General features: G+C 38.6%; 12 protein-coding genes and 2 other annotated features. Of the genes, 9 read left to right on the top strand and 3 right to left on the bottom strand.

Going from position 1 to position 17898, the window contains the following annotated elements; translation table 11 throughout:
* Positions 1 to 17 precede the first annotated feature (17 nt).
* The 5 genes from M1D84_RS14950 (at position 18) to M1D84_RS14930 (ending at position 6411) form a co-directional block, all read left to right on the top strand.
* Complete coding sequence (locus M1D84_RS14950; RefSeq protein WP_332285291.1) at positions 18 to 1199, top strand: DUF1835 domain-containing protein; 1182 nt, start codon at positions 18 to 20, stop codon at positions 1197 to 1199.
* A 74-nt stretch (positions 1200 to 1273) separates the two neighbouring features.
* Positions 1274 to 1498: a binding site (T-box leader), on the top strand.
* Between the two features lie 38 nt (positions 1499 to 1536).
* Positions 1537 to 1760 (top strand) — a binding site (T-box leader).
* Between the two features lie 52 nt (positions 1761 to 1812).
* Positions 1813 to 3735: a threonine--tRNA ligase gene (gene thrS / locus M1D84_RS14945; RefSeq protein ID WP_212048784.1), complete on the top strand. Its 1923-nt coding sequence runs from the start codon at positions 1813 to 1815 to the stop codon at positions 3733 to 3735.
* Positions 3736 to 3909: 174 nt separating this feature from the next.
* Positions 3910 to 4479, top strand: coding sequence for a hypothetical protein (locus M1D84_RS14940; protein ID WP_440179673.1), 570 nt, complete (start codon positions 3910 to 3912; stop codon positions 4477 to 4479).
* A 23-nt stretch (positions 4480 to 4502) separates the two neighbouring features.
* A complete protein-coding gene (locus M1D84_RS14935; RefSeq protein WP_213405158.1) occupies positions 4503 to 5786 on the top strand; it encodes a hypothetical protein in 1284 nt (427 codons plus the stop codon).
* 343 nt (positions 5787 to 6129) lie between these two features.
* A complete protein-coding gene (locus tag M1D84_RS14930; protein ID WP_024425245.1) occupies positions 6130 to 6411 on the top strand; it encodes a hypothetical protein in 282 nt (93 codons plus the stop codon).
* A 53-nt stretch (positions 6412 to 6464) separates the two neighbouring features.
* Here the strand turns inward: M1D84_RS14930 and M1D84_RS14925 are convergent, their stop codons facing one another.
* Positions 6465 to 7973, bottom strand: coding sequence for a helix-turn-helix domain-containing protein (locus M1D84_RS14925; RefSeq protein ID WP_172881733.1), 1509 nt, complete (start codon positions 7971 to 7973; stop codon positions 6465 to 6467).
* Between the two features lie 718 nt (positions 7974 to 8691).
* Between M1D84_RS14925 and M1D84_RS14920 the strand changes: the two genes are divergently transcribed.
* From M1D84_RS14920 to M1D84_RS14905, 4 genes are all read left to right on the top strand, one after another.
* A complete protein-coding gene (locus M1D84_RS14920; protein WP_458106320.1) occupies positions 8692 to 14835 on the top strand; it encodes a SpaA isopeptide-forming pilin-related protein in 6144 nt (2047 codons plus the stop codon).
* Between the two features lie 21 nt (positions 14836 to 14856).
* Entirely contained in the window at positions 14857 to 15459 is a 603-nt protein-coding gene (locus tag M1D84_RS14915) for a class D sortase (RefSeq protein ID WP_149125861.1), read from the top strand.
* Complete coding sequence (locus M1D84_RS14910) at positions 15452 to 15778, top strand: hypothetical protein (RefSeq protein ID WP_332285295.1); 327 nt, start codon at positions 15452 to 15454, stop codon at positions 15776 to 15778. Before M1D84_RS14915 ends, M1D84_RS14910 begins: the two co-directional genes overlap by 8 nt.
* 354 nt (positions 15779 to 16132) lie before the next feature.
* On the top strand, positions 16133 to 16945 hold the full coding sequence (locus M1D84_RS14905) for a leucine-rich repeat domain-containing protein (RefSeq protein WP_216100183.1): 813 nt from the start codon (positions 16133 to 16135) through the stop codon (positions 16943 to 16945).
* Positions 16946 to 16998: 53 nt separating this feature from the next.
* Here M1D84_RS14905 and M1D84_RS14900 read toward each other — a convergent pair whose 3' ends face one another.
* Both M1D84_RS14900 and M1D84_RS14895 read right to left on the bottom strand, forming a co-directional pair.
* A complete protein-coding gene (locus M1D84_RS14900) occupies positions 16999 to 17313 on the bottom strand; it encodes a DMT family transporter (RefSeq protein ID WP_003217878.1) in 315 nt (104 codons plus the stop codon).
* Positions 17314 to 17658 (bottom strand): DMT family transporter, encoded by a 345-nt coding sequence (locus tag M1D84_RS14895; RefSeq protein WP_024425239.1) that lies wholly within the window; start codon positions 17656 to 17658, stop codon positions 17314 to 17316.
* Between the last annotated feature and the right edge of the window lie 240 nt (positions 17659 to 17898).

Genomic DNA, 17898 nt, shown 5'->3' with positions numbered 1-17898 from the left:
ATAAAGGGAGACGAATAATGATACATATCATATTTGGGGCGGCAGCTGCCGGTAGTTTAAAACAAGCAGTACGTGAAATGAAGCAAGATCAAATAGATGATATCATCGCTTTTGATGATATTTATTCGATTGGACCACTTCTACATTTACACGAAGATGAAGGACAAGCGAACCGTATAGAGTGGCTGCGTAACGTGATGTCAAATGAATATGGCTATTTTGACGACATGGTCAACGATCAGCACAGAATGCTTCAGCAAATAAAAGAGACAACAGCAGGCAGTCGTATTCTCATCTGGACAGGCAGTAATGCACATGAGCAAATTGGTTTGCGATATGCCGTCTATTTATTAAAAGAGAAAAGCATAGAATTGTCTGTAATCAATACAACGACTGCATTTGATCAGCTGTTCAATACTAATACAAGAAGAATGGATATTCGACATTCCGGGGAAATCACATCTGAAAAATTGAAGGTTTTGTACAGAAGTAAAGAGCATATTCACACAGTATCAACAGAAGAAAGAGAAAAATTACAAAACGAATGGCTTTCATTTGCTAAAGAAAATCATACGCTGCGGATATGGAAAAAAGGACAAACGATCAGCGTACCAGAAGATGAATTTGATGCTTATTTAGTGAAAATGGCTAAGCGGCTTCATCAGTCCGCGCCAGAAGACGAGTACATTGTAACTCCACGTTTAATAGGAGAAGTCATTGGTCATTTAGATCAGTATATCGGCGATGATTTTATTGAATATCGAATCAAGAAATTAATTGATCAAGAGATTTTTGATATGAAAGGTAAACTAACTTCCATGCGTTATTACTCAATTAAACTGACGGAGTTCGGTCAGAACTTCAAAAAATGGGTATGCTGTCGAGAGTTTGTAGATCATCCTTTTGTGAAAATTGAAGGAGATTACGGTGAACCTTTTCAGTGTGGGTATTGCGAATGTCATTTAGAAAGAGATGATGTACCAATGAGTGATACTCTTTTCTCAAAGATATGGAATTGGAACATACAGTATGGCCGCTGGTTTGACGAAGAGACCGATGATTTGCTGCCAAATGGCGTAGACATGGAAAGGAAGTTCAATCAAGAAGGAGAGCGTATCACTGAAGAAGTGAAACGAGCCTTGTCTCCTGCGTTTCAAATTGAATACAGCCCAAGTGAATACGCGCAATATTACATTTAAAGAATGAATTTTCTTATCACTGCACAAAATAAAGCTTTACACAATCCATCATCATCATGTAAGATATGGAGAAATTAAAAGCGAAGAAAAGGACATGAGCAATTTTTTACTGGTTACCAGAGAGGGAAGTGACGCTGAAATCTTCCTAACGCAGGAAAGTTGTCTTACCACCTTTGAGCTGTATTGGGGAAATCACAGTATCCAATATCGTTTACGCCACGTTACGGCACCAGAGCCATAAAGCGAATGCGCATTATGGGAATTTGGGTGGAACCACGGATATCACATTCGTCCCTTTATGAGGGATGGGTGTGTTTTTTTTGTACACTCATATAGGATCATTGCTTTGAAAAGGACATGAGCAGCTTTTACGGTTACCAGAGAGGGAAGTCACGCTGAAATCTTCCTAACGCAGAAAAGCGGTCTTACCACCTTTGAGCTGTATTGGGGAAAATTGCAGTATCCAATACCGTCAATGCCACGTTACGGCACCAGAGCCATAAAGCGAATACGCATTATGGGAATTTGGGTGGAACCACGGATTACACATTCGTCCCTTTACGCGGGATGGATGTGTTTTTTTATTTCAAAAAATAGGAAAGGTGTGTCGGTTATGAGAGAAAACATGGTGAAGATTCAATTTCCGGATGGAAAGATAAAGGAGTTTCCCGCAGGTACGACTGTCGCAGATGTTGCCTCCCATATTAGTCCGAGCTTAAGAAAAAAAGCAGTGGCAGGTAAGGTCAATGATCAAATGGTTGATTTAAGTGAGCAGCTATACAGCGATGTTCGGCTGTCTATTGTCACACTAGATTCAAAAGAAGGGCTTGAAGTGCTGCGCCATACATCTGCACACGTATTAGCTCAGGCTGTGAAAAGGTTATATGACAATGTCACACTGGGGATCGGACCGGTCATTGAAAATGGATTTTACTATGATATGAAGCTCGATCAATCATTAAGCGTAGAGGATTTAGCAGAAATTGAAAAAGAGATGAAAAACATCATAAATGAGAATCACCCTATCCAAAGAAAGGAAGTCTCTTACAAAGAAGCTGAAGCGCTGTTTGCACATGATCCATATAAGCTGGATATTTTAAAAGATTTACCCTCTCAAGAAGCCATCACAGTTTATCAGCAAGGAGAATTTGTAGATTTATGCCGCGGGCCGCATGTACCTTCTACAGGGTACGTAAAGTCATTTAAACTAACACGTGTTGCAGGGGCTTATTGGCGGGGAGACAGTCATCAGGATGTCTTGCAGCGAGTGTATGGTGTGGCGTTTCAACACCCAAAGCATCTCGCTGAGTATCTTCATTTCATGGAAGAAGCAAATAAACGTGATCACCGGAAATTAGGGAAACAGCTATCCCTCTTTATGTTTTCAGAAGAAGCGCCAGGTATGCCGTTTTATTTACCAAAAGGACAGATTGTCAGAAATGAATTAATGGCCTTTTCAAGAGAAGTGAGAGGCAAAGCGCAATACGAAGAAGTGAGTACACCGTTTATGATGAACCAAGAGCTTTGGGAAAAGTCAGGGCACTGGGATCATTATCATGAAAATATGTATTTCTCGGAAGTGGACCATACAAGCTTCGCTTTAAAACCGATGAACTGTCCAGGGCATATGCTCATGTTTAAAAACAGCTTATATTCCTACAGAGACCTTCCGATTAGAATGGCTGAGTTTGGTCAGGTGCATCGTCATGAATTTAGCGGAGCGTTAAATGGTTTGTTCAGGGTCAGAACATTTTGCCAAGATGATGCCCATATTTTTTTAAGAGAAGATCAAATCGAAGCTGAAATCAAACGGATTTTCCAATTAGTTGATCATGTGTATCGGACATTTGGATTTGAGTATTCAGTCGAGCTATCCACTCGTCCAGAAAAAGCATTAGGCAATGATGCTATTTGGGATATATCCGAAACAGCGTTAAAAAATGTGCTTGATCGTCTAAAGGTCGACTACCAGCTGAATGAAGGAGATGGCGCATTTTATGGTCCAAAGATCGATTTTCATATTAAAGATGCCCTGCAGCGGAGCCATCAGTGCGCCACAATTCAACTGGATTTCCAAATGCCAGAGAAATTTGGTTTAACATATATCAACGAAAAAAATGAAAAGGTTCGGCCAGTTGTGATTCACAGTGCCATTTTTGGTTCTCTAGATCGTTTCCTAGGTATTCTCATCGAGCATTTTGCAGGCGCTTTCCCATTATGGCTAGCACCGGTACAAGTGCAAATCATCCCTGTCTCAACTGTTCACCTTGATCACTGCTTAGAGGTGCAGCAGCAATTAAGAAGTATCGGAATAAGAGCCACAATCGATGAGCGGGATGAAAAACTTGGCTATAAAATGAGAGAAGCACAAATGCAAAAAATCCCTTATATCGCGGTCATCGGCGATAAAGAAATGGAAGACAACACACTAAATATTAGACAGCACGGAGAAAAGACGTCAAAAAAGCTGTCTATTGAGGACTTTAAACACATGGCTGCTAAGCAAATCAAAGACAGATCGGCTGCTCAGATATGATGTGATGATTTTATGAAGAAGGACCAGACGTTCATTGAATGATGGGCGTCTTTTCATTTGCGAAAAAAGCCGAATTGACAGTAGAAAGGGAAAATATTGAAACATTTTTTCGGTAAAATCGTAATAAAGATAGAGCGTTCAACAGAAACCGTTTAAAACGGAGAGGAGTATTGCATGGAACAAGCAGCACTGAAAAAGATGAGATCGAAACAAGTAGTTACCTCTAATTTACTATTCGGCATGTTGATCTTGATTTTTTTTATTTTGATTCAAAATGTTGAAATTCAATTTACATATTTCTTTCTTTGTTTAGGAATCTTCATGCTCCTTCAAGGTATTTACGGCTTGATCAAAAAAGGATCAACAAAGTCTATCATTCCCATATTTGAGCAGGTAGCCATTTATGAAAAAGAGAAATTGGGAAAAGAGTGGGAGAAAGAACAAAGAGTGGAGAATATTTGGAAATTGATATTGAGCGGGCTAATGTTCTTCCAATCATTTAGTTTTCAAACGATGCAAGATCCATTTTTTCATATAGAACCTAAGTTTCTCATTTTCTTATTTGTTATGGCTCTAGCCATTAACAATATAAGCATGCTTTTTCGCTTTAGAAAAATTGACCGGTCGACGGAAGCTCATGAATTAAAAGGCTTTACAAAGGAATCAAACATGATGGCAATGGCTTTAGGATTATTATCAGTGATTGTCATATTCGGATTTATCGTTATCTTTTTTCTTCCATAAAACTGAATTTTGAGGTGAAACAAATGAATGCAAACATTCAACAACTGATCGATCAGACAAAGGCGAAATTTGGTTTAGATCTTTACTATTTAAAAAGACACAGTTTTCATCGCTACGTCAATATGTTCAATGAAACGGTTTATACATTGAATATGGAATGGTTTCCCTCTCATGAAGCTGAACCCGAGGACGATGATCTAAACCCGGACGGCACAGCTGTGATTGACGTGAACTTAAATACAGGCCAGATTGAAACGGTCATTTTTGTCATGGACAAAACCTTCGCGAAGAATGGTGTCACATTTAAGAGGCCTTATCCAGCTCATGTCATTCAATGGATCGAACAAGAAACAGGATTGGTCTATGGTGAGCATTTTCATATGCATCAAAAGGAGGAAGGGGAACTTTTTTTCGAAGAAGCAATAGATGGTGTGAAAGTGACGCCTTCAGGCAGAATCGAAGTGAAATGGGATGAACATGGGCAGCTCATTCACTTTACACATCATGGGCCATTTATGGCAAAAAACCTACTAAGAGCTGAAGAATATGCGCTCTCTATTGATATGGTTGAGAATTTAGCCCAGCAGCAAGTGCAGCGGTTTGATTGGCCATCCTTCGAGCAGAATCGAATCCGCCCTATATATGCGTTAGAAGAAATTTATGTGAAGAACGATGGAACAGGAACGATACCGTTTGAAATTGGACGTGAAGAAACGCATTGTATCCACATGCATCAGGTCATGGAGTGGAATGAACCGTTAAACAAAGCTTTTGAAAAAAAGGAAATCGATATAAACGAGGACATTACTGCTGAACAAGCCTTCTCACTGGAGCCTTCACCGGATACATTCCCGATCTCAAAAGAAGAGCAGGCTGCGTGTATCAAAGCGGTTCGAACCTTTTTGGCGCAAAAATATTCAAAGGATACAGGGAAGTGGGTGCTAAAAACACTCCACCGTGATCATGGCTACATCGAAGCGATATTAAAAACGAATGAGCAAGAAGGCTGTGGTTTTATGGATAAGATCAAGGTCTTCATTGATGCCAGCACTTTTGAAGCTATTAATTACATAGATAAAAAAGAGATGTTTCAAGTATGCGGGATACTCAATCCATCTCAAACAGTTAGTGAAATCACCATATCTCAGAAAGAAGCCTTTGAAACATTGAGAGAACACCTCGAACTTACACCCATCTACGTCTATGACGATGTGCAAAAACAATATGTTTTATGTGGCAAGCTCGACTGTCATGATGGTGTTGATGCAGTGAGCGGTGAAGTGTTCTCTTTGACAGACCTTTCATAACTTTTAAAAGAACAGTGAGCAACTGTTCTTTTTTATCCCATTTTCCTCTTTTTAGAATAAAAATGGAATTTTGTAGAAGGAAGTTGTCGTTTCATCACGAAAGAAACAGATAAGAATATGATCATAGGTCCATCGATTGGAATTCGTATTTCATATAGTAAACGTCATACATATTGAAAACCCATTGCAGTCAAGTTGATCTACAAATCTTTTAGAAGAAAAAATGAAATCATGTCTCTAGTAGTAAGCGAAAATAGGCGGACTGAGATCATAGGATGAGTTGAACATGTTTGTTTTTAGGTAAGCTTAAAGCCATAAATAGAAGAAAGTGAGGATATCTACCTTGAGTACATTGGAAGTGTTTCGTCAGTTTTTGGTTGACCATTATCCTGCGTTACAAGATGAGCTTTGGCTAAAAGATGTTGATACCCTTCGAATTTCTCCTATTCTTCATCCTTTTCTGAAAAGCAAGCTGCCAGAAGGAATCGAAAAATTCACTTGTGTTCTATTCACGCAGCAGACAGATCAAACCGCTGCACCGCTCAAAGTCTACCTTTTATTAGATGAATATGAGCAATCGCTTTACGCCATTGATTTGATGAATGAACAAATAGCGCTTCATTAATACAGAAGCAAAAAAGCTGCTTGAGAGCTCCTCAGCAGCTTTTCTTGTGAATATTAGTTTGTCATATCAACCAATCTTGAGTGCAAGTTGTCCACTTCTTTCTTTGTTGGAAAAGAGCTGATCAGCAGAGTAGACCGTCCTAATTGATTAGGAAGCTCAGTATCGGTCACAACCATATCAATCCCAAGTTGATCCATTGTCAGTTCATTTAATGTATTTTCTGGACTTGTGAAAATATGAATGAGAGGAGGCAATCTTAATTTAATTAAATCCGCAATAAACAAACTATGATTATAACCTAATGTTGAAATGACAAAAATGTTCAACACGTTTCTCCGATCCATTTCCAAATGAACAAGCCCCCTCCAGTTAGAAGTAATGATACGAATCAATTCTCGTTCATTTTTCACAAAAGAAGCAAGTATATCGTCTGTTTTTAACTCTTGGATGATATGAGTAATCCTCGAATAGAAGTAAGGAAGCTGTTTTTTTACCTCTGATAAATACCTCGATTTCTTTTTGAAAAGGAATCCATCTCTTACGGTAATTTCCCTAGAATACACATAATATTGGAGCAGAATCAGTGTCATCGCCTTGCGATTAGCCACCTCTTGATGAAAAATCAACTCCAATTGATTGATAAAGGAATGAATGGCTTCGAAGAGGTGTGGTGTATGCGATTGAAAGAACGTCAATTTTTCTTCGACAGTTTCAATTGATTTATAATGGCCAATAGCTGGTTCAATCAATAGTAAAAAGACAAATTCGTGACGATCCAACGTAACACCAAAAGTGTCCTTTGTCATTTGGCAGACGTGTTCTTCTAAGTTTTTGATTTGTTTATAGATACCTTTAGCTGTAGATGTTTGTTTTTCCTGATCCATTGAGTATCTATAATTGCGTCGTATGGTAAAATTTTTCCTCACTCGGTGTATGGAAACGGCGAGCCATAGGCAAAATTTATCTCTAGCCACATCAGGTAGATTGACTTCGAGCACCTGAAATAGCTTTTGTAAAAAATCAACTGCATCTTGCTTTTGAATATCTTCGAATGGCCAAAGCCTGCTTCCATACACTTCAAACAAAAATTCCACAAAAAATTGACGAATCTCCTTCTCATTTCCATGGAACTGCATACTATCTGGTCGTAACTCAATGTCATACGAGATAAGAAGCGAATTGATTTTATGAATGGTGTTATACAATGTGGATCTACTGATATTCAGCGTGTCCATCCATTCATAGAAAGACCTGTTTTGTTCAAAGAAAACGCCGTCAATCAATCGAATTTCAATCGTATCTTTTAGAATTTCTTTGATATAGTAGTCGACTCGTATCGTCTGTGTATAACAAATGGATATGCCTTGTCTTGGCTTTATGTGGATTAACGGCTCTCCGTTCTCTGTTTGGAACGACTTCATTTGTTCTAAATCGCTTTGAATGGCACGAACCGAACCGATTTGTTCATTCGATATCTCTTGAAGGCTCCACCACTTATCTTTTGATACAAGCAGTTTTAAAATTTTTATCCATCTCTTTGATTTATTATCAATGAGCTCCATTAAACAACTAACTCCTTCCCTTGGCTTGCCTCTATATGATGAAGTTCACTTAAAGAACATTTGATTTTCTAAATAGGCATAAAATGATTTTAATGTTTAGGCTAAATCGTTTTGTCTTCACTTTTCATGATAAAAGAGAAAAAAATTAGACGAAAACAAATGTTATTCCCTGATTCTCCATATATTTCTTTTAAAAGGTGGTAAGTAAGCCATGAATCCTATAAAAATGGATCATTTTAGATATTTAAGTTTATTTTTTTGCTGATGAAACGGTAAATGTAAGAATAAAACGCAGCAGCTTTTTGATTACCATATGAAAGGGAGTAGAAAGGAAGGCGATTTATATAATGCTGAACTGACGCACCTTACATACGATATGATACATGCTTGTTTCATATGAACGAACAATATGTGAATACATGCTTATATATGCATGTACACATCATTTATTGTTCATTCCAGTATAAATATAAAAATTCACATTTAATCTTTTCACGATCCTCTCACTATTCCCCATTTCTATAGACCCCAATCCAGTTACTCTATCCACTACTCATGATGACCTTTCAAGCTCATGATTGATCAACTCATTTTATTCATAGGGTCTTAAGGTGCCATTTTTAGAAAATATTGATCAGAAGCGGAGTGATTGATCTGACAGTATACAAATGATTTTTTTATCGTTGTTGAAAAATAATTTTAGAAAAGGGTGGATGTATTGAAAAGAATATTGTCGCTGGCACTCATTACAGTGCTAGTCATACAGTCTAGTATATTAGGAGTCTTGCCTTTAGCAGGGGCACAAGCAAAAGAAATTCAAGAAAACATTTATGGGGATATTGAATTTGCTGATAGCGAAGGCAATAAGTTATCAAGCATGGAAGATCCGCAAGTAAGAAAGGCCACTGTGCATTGGTCTATAAAAGGAATTGATCTAAAAAAACAATATCCGTATGTTCTCACTCTTCCTTCAGCCATCCAGGTAGAGAAGGAGCAGAAGGAACCCATTACTGTGGGTGACATACCTGTTGGCGAGTATACCGTTTCAAAACAAAATGAAGTGACGGTGAAATTTAAAGAAGATGTTGAGATCGATCCAAATTTAGAAGGATCAATTGACATCGATGTCACCAGTATAACTCAGCAAGAAGAGAAAACAAAGCAAAATAAGGGTGAAGAAAGCCTTCCAAAAGATGACTCAATCTCATCTGAGAAAGATAAAGCTTCTAACAATCAAGAAGCCGCTCAAACGAAACAAAACGATGAAGATGAATTACTAAAAAACAAAGTGAGCGTGTCTAAGCGTGCAGGGCTGCAAAGTGTTTCAAAACAAATGCAGATACAAGAAAATCTCCTCACTGATGCGAAATTAATCTTTGAAGATCAGGAAGGAAATTCAGTTGAAAAGCCTGATATTAACTCGCTGATTTCCATTAACTATGAGTGGGCCATCCCGAACGGTCATAGCTATAATGGCGGGGATGAATTCCATTTCAAGGTTCCAGAGGAATTAGTGATTTATGAAAAAATCGATCGTCTTGAGATGAAATTTAATCAGGCAACCATTGGTTATTTTTCTGTAGATGAAAGCGGAAATGCCTCCATCGAATTCACTGATTTTATTAAACAATATTCAAATATCCATGGAACACTTCAAGTGTGGACGCAATTAGATAAAAAAACTGTCATTACTGAAGAAAAAGAAGTGGTCATTACCCCGATTGAAGGAAAGGATAAAATATCAATCCCGATTCAATACATTCCAAATGGCCCAAACGTCTCTAAAAAGGGAGAACCAAATCGTTCTTACAATGCTGAAACCATTCAATGGACAGTAGATTTTAATATGGATTTAGAAGATGTGAAACAAGCGAAACTGTTAGATCCGATTCAAGAAGGTCAAGCGTTAAAAAAAGATTCAATCAAGCTTTATCGTATTGATACAAAGCTAAATGGTGAAACATCGATTGGTCAGCTGCTTGACGAAAACCACTACACAATTGGCCAAACAGCAGATGGTCAAGATTTCACGATTGAATTTAAAGATGACGTGCATCTAGCTTACCGTTTAATGTATGAAACGGATATTACGAATCAGGATCAATCTGCGTTTCGTAATAAAGCGTCCCTTGTTTCTGGTGATAAAGTGATCAGTTCAGCAGAAGGAACAGTGAATGTGACAAGAGGCAGTCCTTTAAATAAAAAAGCCGCGCAATACGACCCAGTCACACAAACAATTACATGGGAAATTCGTTATAACTATAACGAAAAAAAGCTGGCTCAAAAGGATGCTTTGTTAGAAGACTTCTTTAACGGCACACAGGCGCTGATATCTGATTCCATTCAAGTCAAAGAAGTCACAATTGATCAAAATGGCAACGAAGCAGGAAAAAAAGCGTTTGAAAATTATGTGGTTCAACCTCAAAAAAAGGATGAACAAAACGGGTTTACCTTGCAATTCAATCAAGATATTCAATCGGCTTATCTCATCACCTATCAAACAAAAGCAACCGAGCGGATTTTTGAAGCTGAAGAGATTATCAATACGGTAACAGCTGGCAAAGAGAGCAAACAAGGGAAGCAAAGAATTGACCAGCAAATCCTAACGAAAAATCATGGAACACCGAATTACAAGTCCAAGACCATTCCATGGCGTATCACCTTCAACAAAGATCAACAAACGATGAACAATGTGACATTAAAAGATACGTTTACAAACGAAGGATTGACGCTGCAAAAAGATAGTTTAAAAGTGACGACAGGTAATACAGTGCTTGAAGAAGGCACAGATTATCAAATCGTTGAACATGCAAATGGATTTGATATTCAATTTACGAAAGAAATAAAGACAGAACATACCGTCACATATACAACGTCTTTTGATTATGAAAAAAGAGCAGATAAAGATCAAAAGAACTTGCGTAATCATGTAAAGCTCGAATGGGTAAATGAAGATGGCAAGGATTTGACGAAAGAAAATCAATCTGTCTTCACGCCTGACACATACACGCAGTCAAATGGTTTCAAAAACGGAACTTATAATGCAAAGAAAAAAGAAATCACATGGAATATCGGTGTGAACTATAACTTGAAACATTTAGAAGAGGCGAGAATCGAGGATTTCATTCAAGGAAATCAGCGTTTGCTTAAAGATTCGATCACTGTCTATTCGCTTGATTTACAAGGCGGGGAAAATGGTGCGGAAGAAAAAGAGGTATTAGCGAAAGAACATTATGACATCAAATTCCTTGAAAATGAAAAGGGAGAAACAGGCTTCGAAGTGATTTTCAAAAAAGCCATTGATTCTCCATACAAAATCACGTATCAAACAAGTGTTGAAGGAATGGATTTAGTACAGAAAACCTACGATAATAAAGCGACCCTTTATGATGGGCAGACAAAAGAATCTGATGTGAATGCAGTGGTGTCCATTCCAAATGGGGGGAAATACACGAGCAAATCAGGAAATCAGCAAGGGAAAGTCATTGATTGGAAACTGAATATCAACTTTGGTCAATCAACAGTCCAAGATGCGACGATTATAGACCATCCAAGCAGTAACCAAGCCATAATAGAAAACTCATTTCATCTCTATTCGACGACAATAGATGAAAAGGGGCAAGTGACAAAAGCAGAAGAGCTGGAAAAAGGGAAGGATTATGAGCTAGACCTTGAATTTGATCCAGATTCTTTTCAAATTAAATTTAAAGAAGAAATAACAAGACCATATATTTTAGAATACCAATCTCTCATTTTAGATAAAGTGGGAAGTACACTTCAAAACGAAGTAACGTTTAGAGGTGAAAATGTAAAAGAGATCAAAAAGGAATCTGAAGCTTCAATTGTGGTGAAACGCACCGCTGGTATGGGAGATGGCACAGGATCGATTGGTGCTTTAACCGTTAAAAAGGTAGATGCGAGTAGTGGAAAAGCGCTAAAAGGAGCAAGCTTCTCTCTGACAGATGCTGCGAGCGGCATCGTCATTGGTACAAAGACAACAGATGAAGAAGGAGCTCTTCGATTTGATCGTCTTCTGTATGGTGATTATATCGTGACAGAAGAGAAAGCACCTGATGGTTATATTAAAACGAAGGAACCGATCCATGTCACGATTGATCAGCCTTACGAATCAGGAGATCAAGCGAAAACAGGAAATAGCATGACGGTGCAGAACCAAGAAATCCGCCAGCATGTCAAGTTAACGAAAAAAGACAAAGAGACGGGTGCAGCATTAGAGAATGCAGAATTTGAACTGAAAAATGAATCTGGAGAGACCGTCCAAACCGATTTGAAAACGGACGAAAAAGGAGAAATCCTTTTCAAACATCTTGAGCCAGGTTCCTATTATTTTGTTGAGACAAACGCACCGAAAGGCTATCAATTAAATCAGCAAAAATGGCCGTTCACCATTAAAGAAAATCAAACAGAAACAACAATTGTAACTGCAGTAAATGACATCATCAAAGGCTCAGCAGAATTGAGCAAAATAGGTGAAGGCGGAGAGCGACTAGAAGGTGCACAGTTCAAGCTTTTAGATCAAGATGGGCAAGAGCTGCAAAAGTCGCTTGTCACAGGAGAAAATGGCAAGATCACGATAAACGAACTAAGGCCAGGTACGTATCAGCTCATTGAAACAAAAGCACCAGATGGTTATGTATTAGATGAAACGCCAATCAAATTTGAAGTACCACTTGATCCAAAGGAACCAGTCGTCATTTCGCAAAAGAACCTATATGAAACAAGTGCATTAGAAGTGATGAAAGAAGGGGAAGATGGCAAGAAGCTTCAAGGTGTTCGATTTGAAGTCTTGGATCAAAATGACAAAGTTGTGCGTAAAGATTTGACAACAGATGAAGATGGGAAGCTTTTGGTCGATAATCTCAAACCGGGCAAATATCAGCTCGTGGAGACAGAGAGTGTTGATGGTTACCAAAAGAATAATAAACCATATCCTTTTACCATCGAAGTCGCACAAAAAACACCAGCAGAGATCAAAGTAATCAATGATCTTAAAACTGGAGCTGTCCAGCTCACGAAGCTCGGTGAGAAGGATGATGTGCTTGAAGGAGCAGAATTTAAGCTTGTAGATGCAAATGGAAAAGAGATAAAATCAGGTCTCGTCACTGATCAAAACGGGAAGATCATCGTCAACGATCTGAAACCTGGAACGTATCAGTTTGTTGAAACGAAGGCTCCATTCGGTCACGAGCTTGACGAAACACCTGTCACTTTTGCTATTCCATTTAACCCTGAGAAACTGGTTAGTGTGACAAAAGAAAATAGCCGCATTACAGGCGGAGTGCTGATGCACAAAAAAGGCGAAGATGGGAAATCATTAGAAGGGGTTGTCTTTGACCTATCTGATGATAAAGGAAAGATAGTGGCAGGAGGAGAAGGGGTTACAACCAATCAGGATGGAAAGATCACCTTCACAGGGCTAAAACCTGGAACCTATCAATTTGTTGAAAGAAAGAGTCTTGAAGGCTATGAATTGAGTGCGAAACCACTTGTCTTTGAAGTTGAATTAGGTCAAAAAGAGTTGATTCAAGTGGAGGCGATCAATCAGCTCAAGAAAGGTTCTGTAGAACTCACAAAAATAGGGGAAGAAAAAGAAAGATTGAAAGGCGCAGAATTTACCCTTTTCAATGACGATGGTAAAGAATTGATGTCAGGTTTAACAACCAACGAGAAAGGCATCATCACTGTCAACGATTTGAAACCAGGCGCTTACCAATTGGTTGAAACGAAGGCTCCTTTTGGACATAAACTAGATGCAGAACCAGTAGACTTTAAGATTGATTTCAATCCAAAACAACTGGTGAAAGTGACAAAAGAAAATATTCGGACGACAAGTGCTGTGCAGCTTCAGAAAAAAGGAGAAGATGGTCAGTTACTCAATGGAGTGACCTTCGATCTGCTTGATGAGCACGATCAACGTATAAAGAAAGACTTAAAGACAGACAAAAATGGTCAACTAACAGTCGATCAACTGAAGCCAGGCACCTATCAATTTGTCGAAACAGCAAGCATTGCCGGCTATGAACTGGATCAGACACCTGTCTCATTTACGATTCGTTTAGGTCAAGACAAACCAGCAAAAGTAGAAATGATTAACAAACTGACGCCGGGAGCAGTGGAACTGACCAAAGTGGATGATGAGGGACACACGCTGGAAAATGCAGAGTTTGCTCTTCTGAGTAAAGAAGGAAAAACGTTGAAGAAATCACTTGTAACGGACCAAAAAGGAAAGCTTCACATCAATGATTTAAAACCGGGACAATATCAATTCGTTGAAACGAAAGCACCTCAAGGCTATCAATTGGATGATAAGCCGATCCTGTTCACAATTGAGAAAAATCAGCAGAAGCCGCTTCAATTAACAGCGAAGAATCACTTGATCTTAGGAAGTCTGCGTATCATAAAGGTAGACCAGCAGACAGATAGAACCTTAAAAGGGGCATCCTTTGACATTCGTACAAAAGCCGGGAAAACCATAAAATCTGTGACAACAGGAAAAGACGGAGAAGCTATTGTCAAAGGGCTTAAACCTGGAGAGTATCTACTCACAGAGACGAAAGCTCCAGATGGTTATGTAGTTTTAAAGAAGCCGCTCGCTTTTACAATTCAAATGGGCGAAGTGGAGATCAAGACAATGATTGTGAAAAATGCACCAGTGAAGAATGAAGAGGATCACACGAATCCTCCAGCCTCAGATAAAGGGGATCAGCATCCGCCTCATGGCTCAAACGGTGAGCTGCCAAAGACTGGTGAAGAATGGCTGCGTTATTTGATGTATGCAGGGATTTTACTAGTAGCTTCTGGAACTGTTCTTCTTGTTGTCAGAAGAAGAACCATTCAGTAAAAGGAAGGAACGAGTGTATTGATGAAAAAAAGAACCTTATTAGGCAGCTTTTTGGTGGTCACGGGGCTGATGCTCATCTCCGTTCCTTTTCTATATGAGTGGCGAACTTCTCAAGAGACAGCAGCAATGGAACAGGCATTAAAGATGATTGAAGAAAATGACAGTGATGCCCTTTCTTCTATTCCACATTTAACTGTGTCAGAAGAAGACCTGCGAGATGTGATGGAGCTAGAGATCCCGTCAATTAATTTAAACGAAAAAGTGCTTCCTGTTACATCAAAAGAAAATTTAGGTATAGCACTGACTCAAATTAAATCTCATCAAATGCCAGGTGAAGGTAATTTCACGATTGCAGGGCATAGAGGGTATAGAGGTGACCGGCTTTTCCGGCAGCTGCCAGAGGTGCCTAAAGGAGAAAAAGTTGTCTTACATCATCAAGCTGAAACATACGAATATAAAATTGTCAGCTCAGCTACAATTGAACCGACGGATGTGGATGTACTAAAGGATCGTGGGAAAAATGAACTGACATTGATCACCTGTACACTTGATGGTCAGAAACGATTTGTCTTAAAAGGAATACGAATCAACGCTTCAAAGGGTGAGCAGCCATCCGATGTATAACACCAACATACTAAATGATGGATGCGATGGAAAAGCAGCGCTCACGACCGATATGTTACACCAATTGTTATCAGAGCATTATCCAACTTTAAAAAACGAACGTTGGGAAGTTGATGTAGATACAATTCGGGCTTCACCTATTCTTCACCCTTTATTAAAAAGAAAGCTGCCAGTTGGTATTGAAAAATTCACCTGTGTTTTGTTCACGCAGCAGACAGCAGCTTTTGGAGAGCCTTTGATTGTGTACTTTTTATTGGATGAGAAGAGCGAATCGATTTACGCAATGGATCTCTTGCTCGAGCAGCAAGACACCCATTAAACGAGAAATAAATTAGCGGGTTCGATTTTAAGGTGGAAAAATAAAATCAGTTATATCATGAGGACTCTAATTCGTATATGAATTAGAGTTCTTTTATTTGTTTATATATAGTCGTCTTACTAACTTTATTATCTACTAAGAAGGCGCTGCCTAGCAGATAGTCTCCAATGTTTAGATGATAAAGATTTTATAAAATGGATTGAAAACAGAGGTCATAATCACGATTGGCGACCAAAGAAGATCATCTAGTTTTTATCCTTTCCCTGAAAGTGCTAAAGATAATCATGTGTTGACTCCAAAATACTGATAAAATTTATATAGATATTCCTTAATTATAGGTGTGGAGGTAAAAGCATGCGAAAAGAAGACCCCCAATATATTTTTCATCATGATAAACGACCAGAAGTTGTTCATGATTTAGCCGATGTAGATGAAAATTCCACTGAGTTGTTAATCACAGGAAAAACAAAAAATATTGAAAGGTTGAAATCTTTTTCTAACCTGACGAAATTGTGGATTTACAAAGTGAACCAAAAGGAGTTCAATACGATCTTAAGCTTAGTTAATCCCAAAATGCTCTTTGTGCATGAACTGAGAGTAGAAGATTTATCAATCATCAGTTCTCTTAAAGATGTTGAGGTATTGGCACTTGAATGGAATACAAAGGCACAAAGTTTATGGGATTTATCAAAAAACACGTTTTTAAAATCTTTATCCATAACAGATTTTTCAAAGTTGAATGACATAGCCCCTTTGCAAAAAAATACTGGTTTAGAATTTCTACAATTGTCAGGCGGGATTTGGAATACATTAAATATAAATACTCTTCAACCTTTAAGATACCTCAAGAATTTAACATATCTGTGCTTATCAAATATAAAAGTGAAGGACGAGTCTTTGGAGCCGATATCGGAATTAGAGGGACTCAAGGAACTTGAAATTTCGAACCAATTCCCGACAGAAGAATATGCCAGGTTATCCGTAACCCTCCCAAATACGAAGTGTGATCGTTTTGCGCCATACATCTTTTTATCAAGTCCTATTGTAGATAAAGATGTGATGGTGATTGGAAAGCGAAAACCGAAATTAAATTCAAAAGTTGATGGGGAAAAGTTGCAAAAATACGAAGAACAATTTAAAGCGTACCAAGAAAAGTATATAAATTAACTGAAAAAGCAATGGAAAATTAATTCCATTGCTTTTTCTTTCTTGTTATTCAATCAAGCAAACAACTTCAGCCCAACCACTCCAATGACAATCAGCAGCAAGCTGAGTATACGAATCATGTTTTTTGGCTCTTTAAATAGAATCATATTAAACAAGACAGAGCCCGCCGTTCCAAGTCCAATCCAGACCGTATAGGCAACAGATACTTGAACGGAAGAGAACGAGGCGTATAAAAACAAAAAGGATAAGGCAAACCCGCCGACAAATAAAATGCCTGTCGTGATTTGCTTTTTCTTACTAAACATATTGAGGCCAATGGTTCCGCCGATTTCGCAGGCAGAGGCCAACAGTACAAAAAACCAGCCCATTTATACCGCTTCTCCTTTCTGCTCATGGGCATCTCCATCAGACACTTTCAGTCCAATAATCCCGAGAATTAAAATGCCCATAAATAAGAGCTTTTCTAATGAAAACGAACCGCCGAACAGTGCATAATCCATCAAAGACGTACCAATCGTTCCAACTCCGGCAAACACGGCGTACACGGTTCCTGTCGGCAGCTTTTCGCAGGCTTTCATTAAAAAGTAAAAATCAACTGGGATCAGGCAGATAATGATCGCCCATTCCCACAGAGCATCTGCTCTATTTAAACCAAACACCCAAAGTAATTCGAATAAACAAGTGAGTGCAACATACATCCAGCTTTTTTTCATCGTATTTCCTCCTAAAACTTAAAAATGACGATTCGTCATTTTGAACCCAAAAAAGAGCGTACAGCAAGTGCTGTACTCAGATTGTCGACAAAGGGCTAAAATGAACTTGATTTTAGCCCTTTGTCTTCTTTTCAGCGTGATAGAAAACCTTTGCAGTCTAGGAAAGACGAGCACTGGCGCGGAGCGAATTTGACATTCGTGAGCACCAGCGCGCAGGACTGACAAAGAATGCGAGGGTTT

This window comes from Bacillus sp. PK5-006 (assembly GCF_054161415.1).
Note: the sequence above shows the minus strand (reverse complement) of the source record. Positions and strands in the feature narration are given on the sequence as shown.

Excerpts from the sequence above, each read along its gene's own strand:
- M1D84_RS14950 (WP_332285291.1), top strand. The coding sequence starts at position 18 with ATGATACATATCATATTTGGGGCGGCAGCTGCCGGTAGTTTAAAACAA.
- M1D84_RS14940 (WP_440179673.1), top strand. The coding sequence starts at position 3,910 with ATGGAACAAGCAGCACTGAAAAAGATGAGATCGAAACAAGTAGTTACC.
- thrS (WP_212048784.1), top strand. The coding sequence starts at position 1,813 with ATGAGAGAAAACATGGTGAAGATTCAATTTCCGGATGGAAAGATAAAG.
- M1D84_RS14935 (WP_213405158.1), top strand. The coding sequence starts at position 4,503 with ATGAATGCAAACATTCAACAACTGATCGATCAGACAAAGGCGAAATTT.
- M1D84_RS14925 (WP_172881733.1), bottom strand. The coding sequence starts at position 7,973 with ATGGAGCTCATTGATAATAAATCAAAGAGATGGATAAAAATTTTAAAA.
- M1D84_RS14895 (WP_024425239.1), bottom strand. The coding sequence starts at position 17,658 with ATGAAAAAAAGCTGGATGTATGTTGCACTCACTTGTTTATTCGAATTA.
- M1D84_RS14915 (WP_149125861.1), top strand. The coding sequence starts at position 14,857 with ATGAAAAAAAGAACCTTATTAGGCAGCTTTTTGGTGGTCACGGGGCTG.
- M1D84_RS14900 (WP_003217878.1), bottom strand. The coding sequence starts at position 17,313 with ATGGGCTGGTTTTTTGTACTGTTGGCCTCTGCCTGCGAAATCGGCGGA.
- M1D84_RS14910 (WP_332285295.1), top strand. The coding sequence starts at position 15,452 with ATGTATAACACCAACATACTAAATGATGGATGCGATGGAAAAGCAGCG.
- M1D84_RS14905 (WP_216100183.1), top strand. The coding sequence starts at position 16,133 with ATGCGAAAAGAAGACCCCCAATATATTTTTCATCATGATAAACGACCA.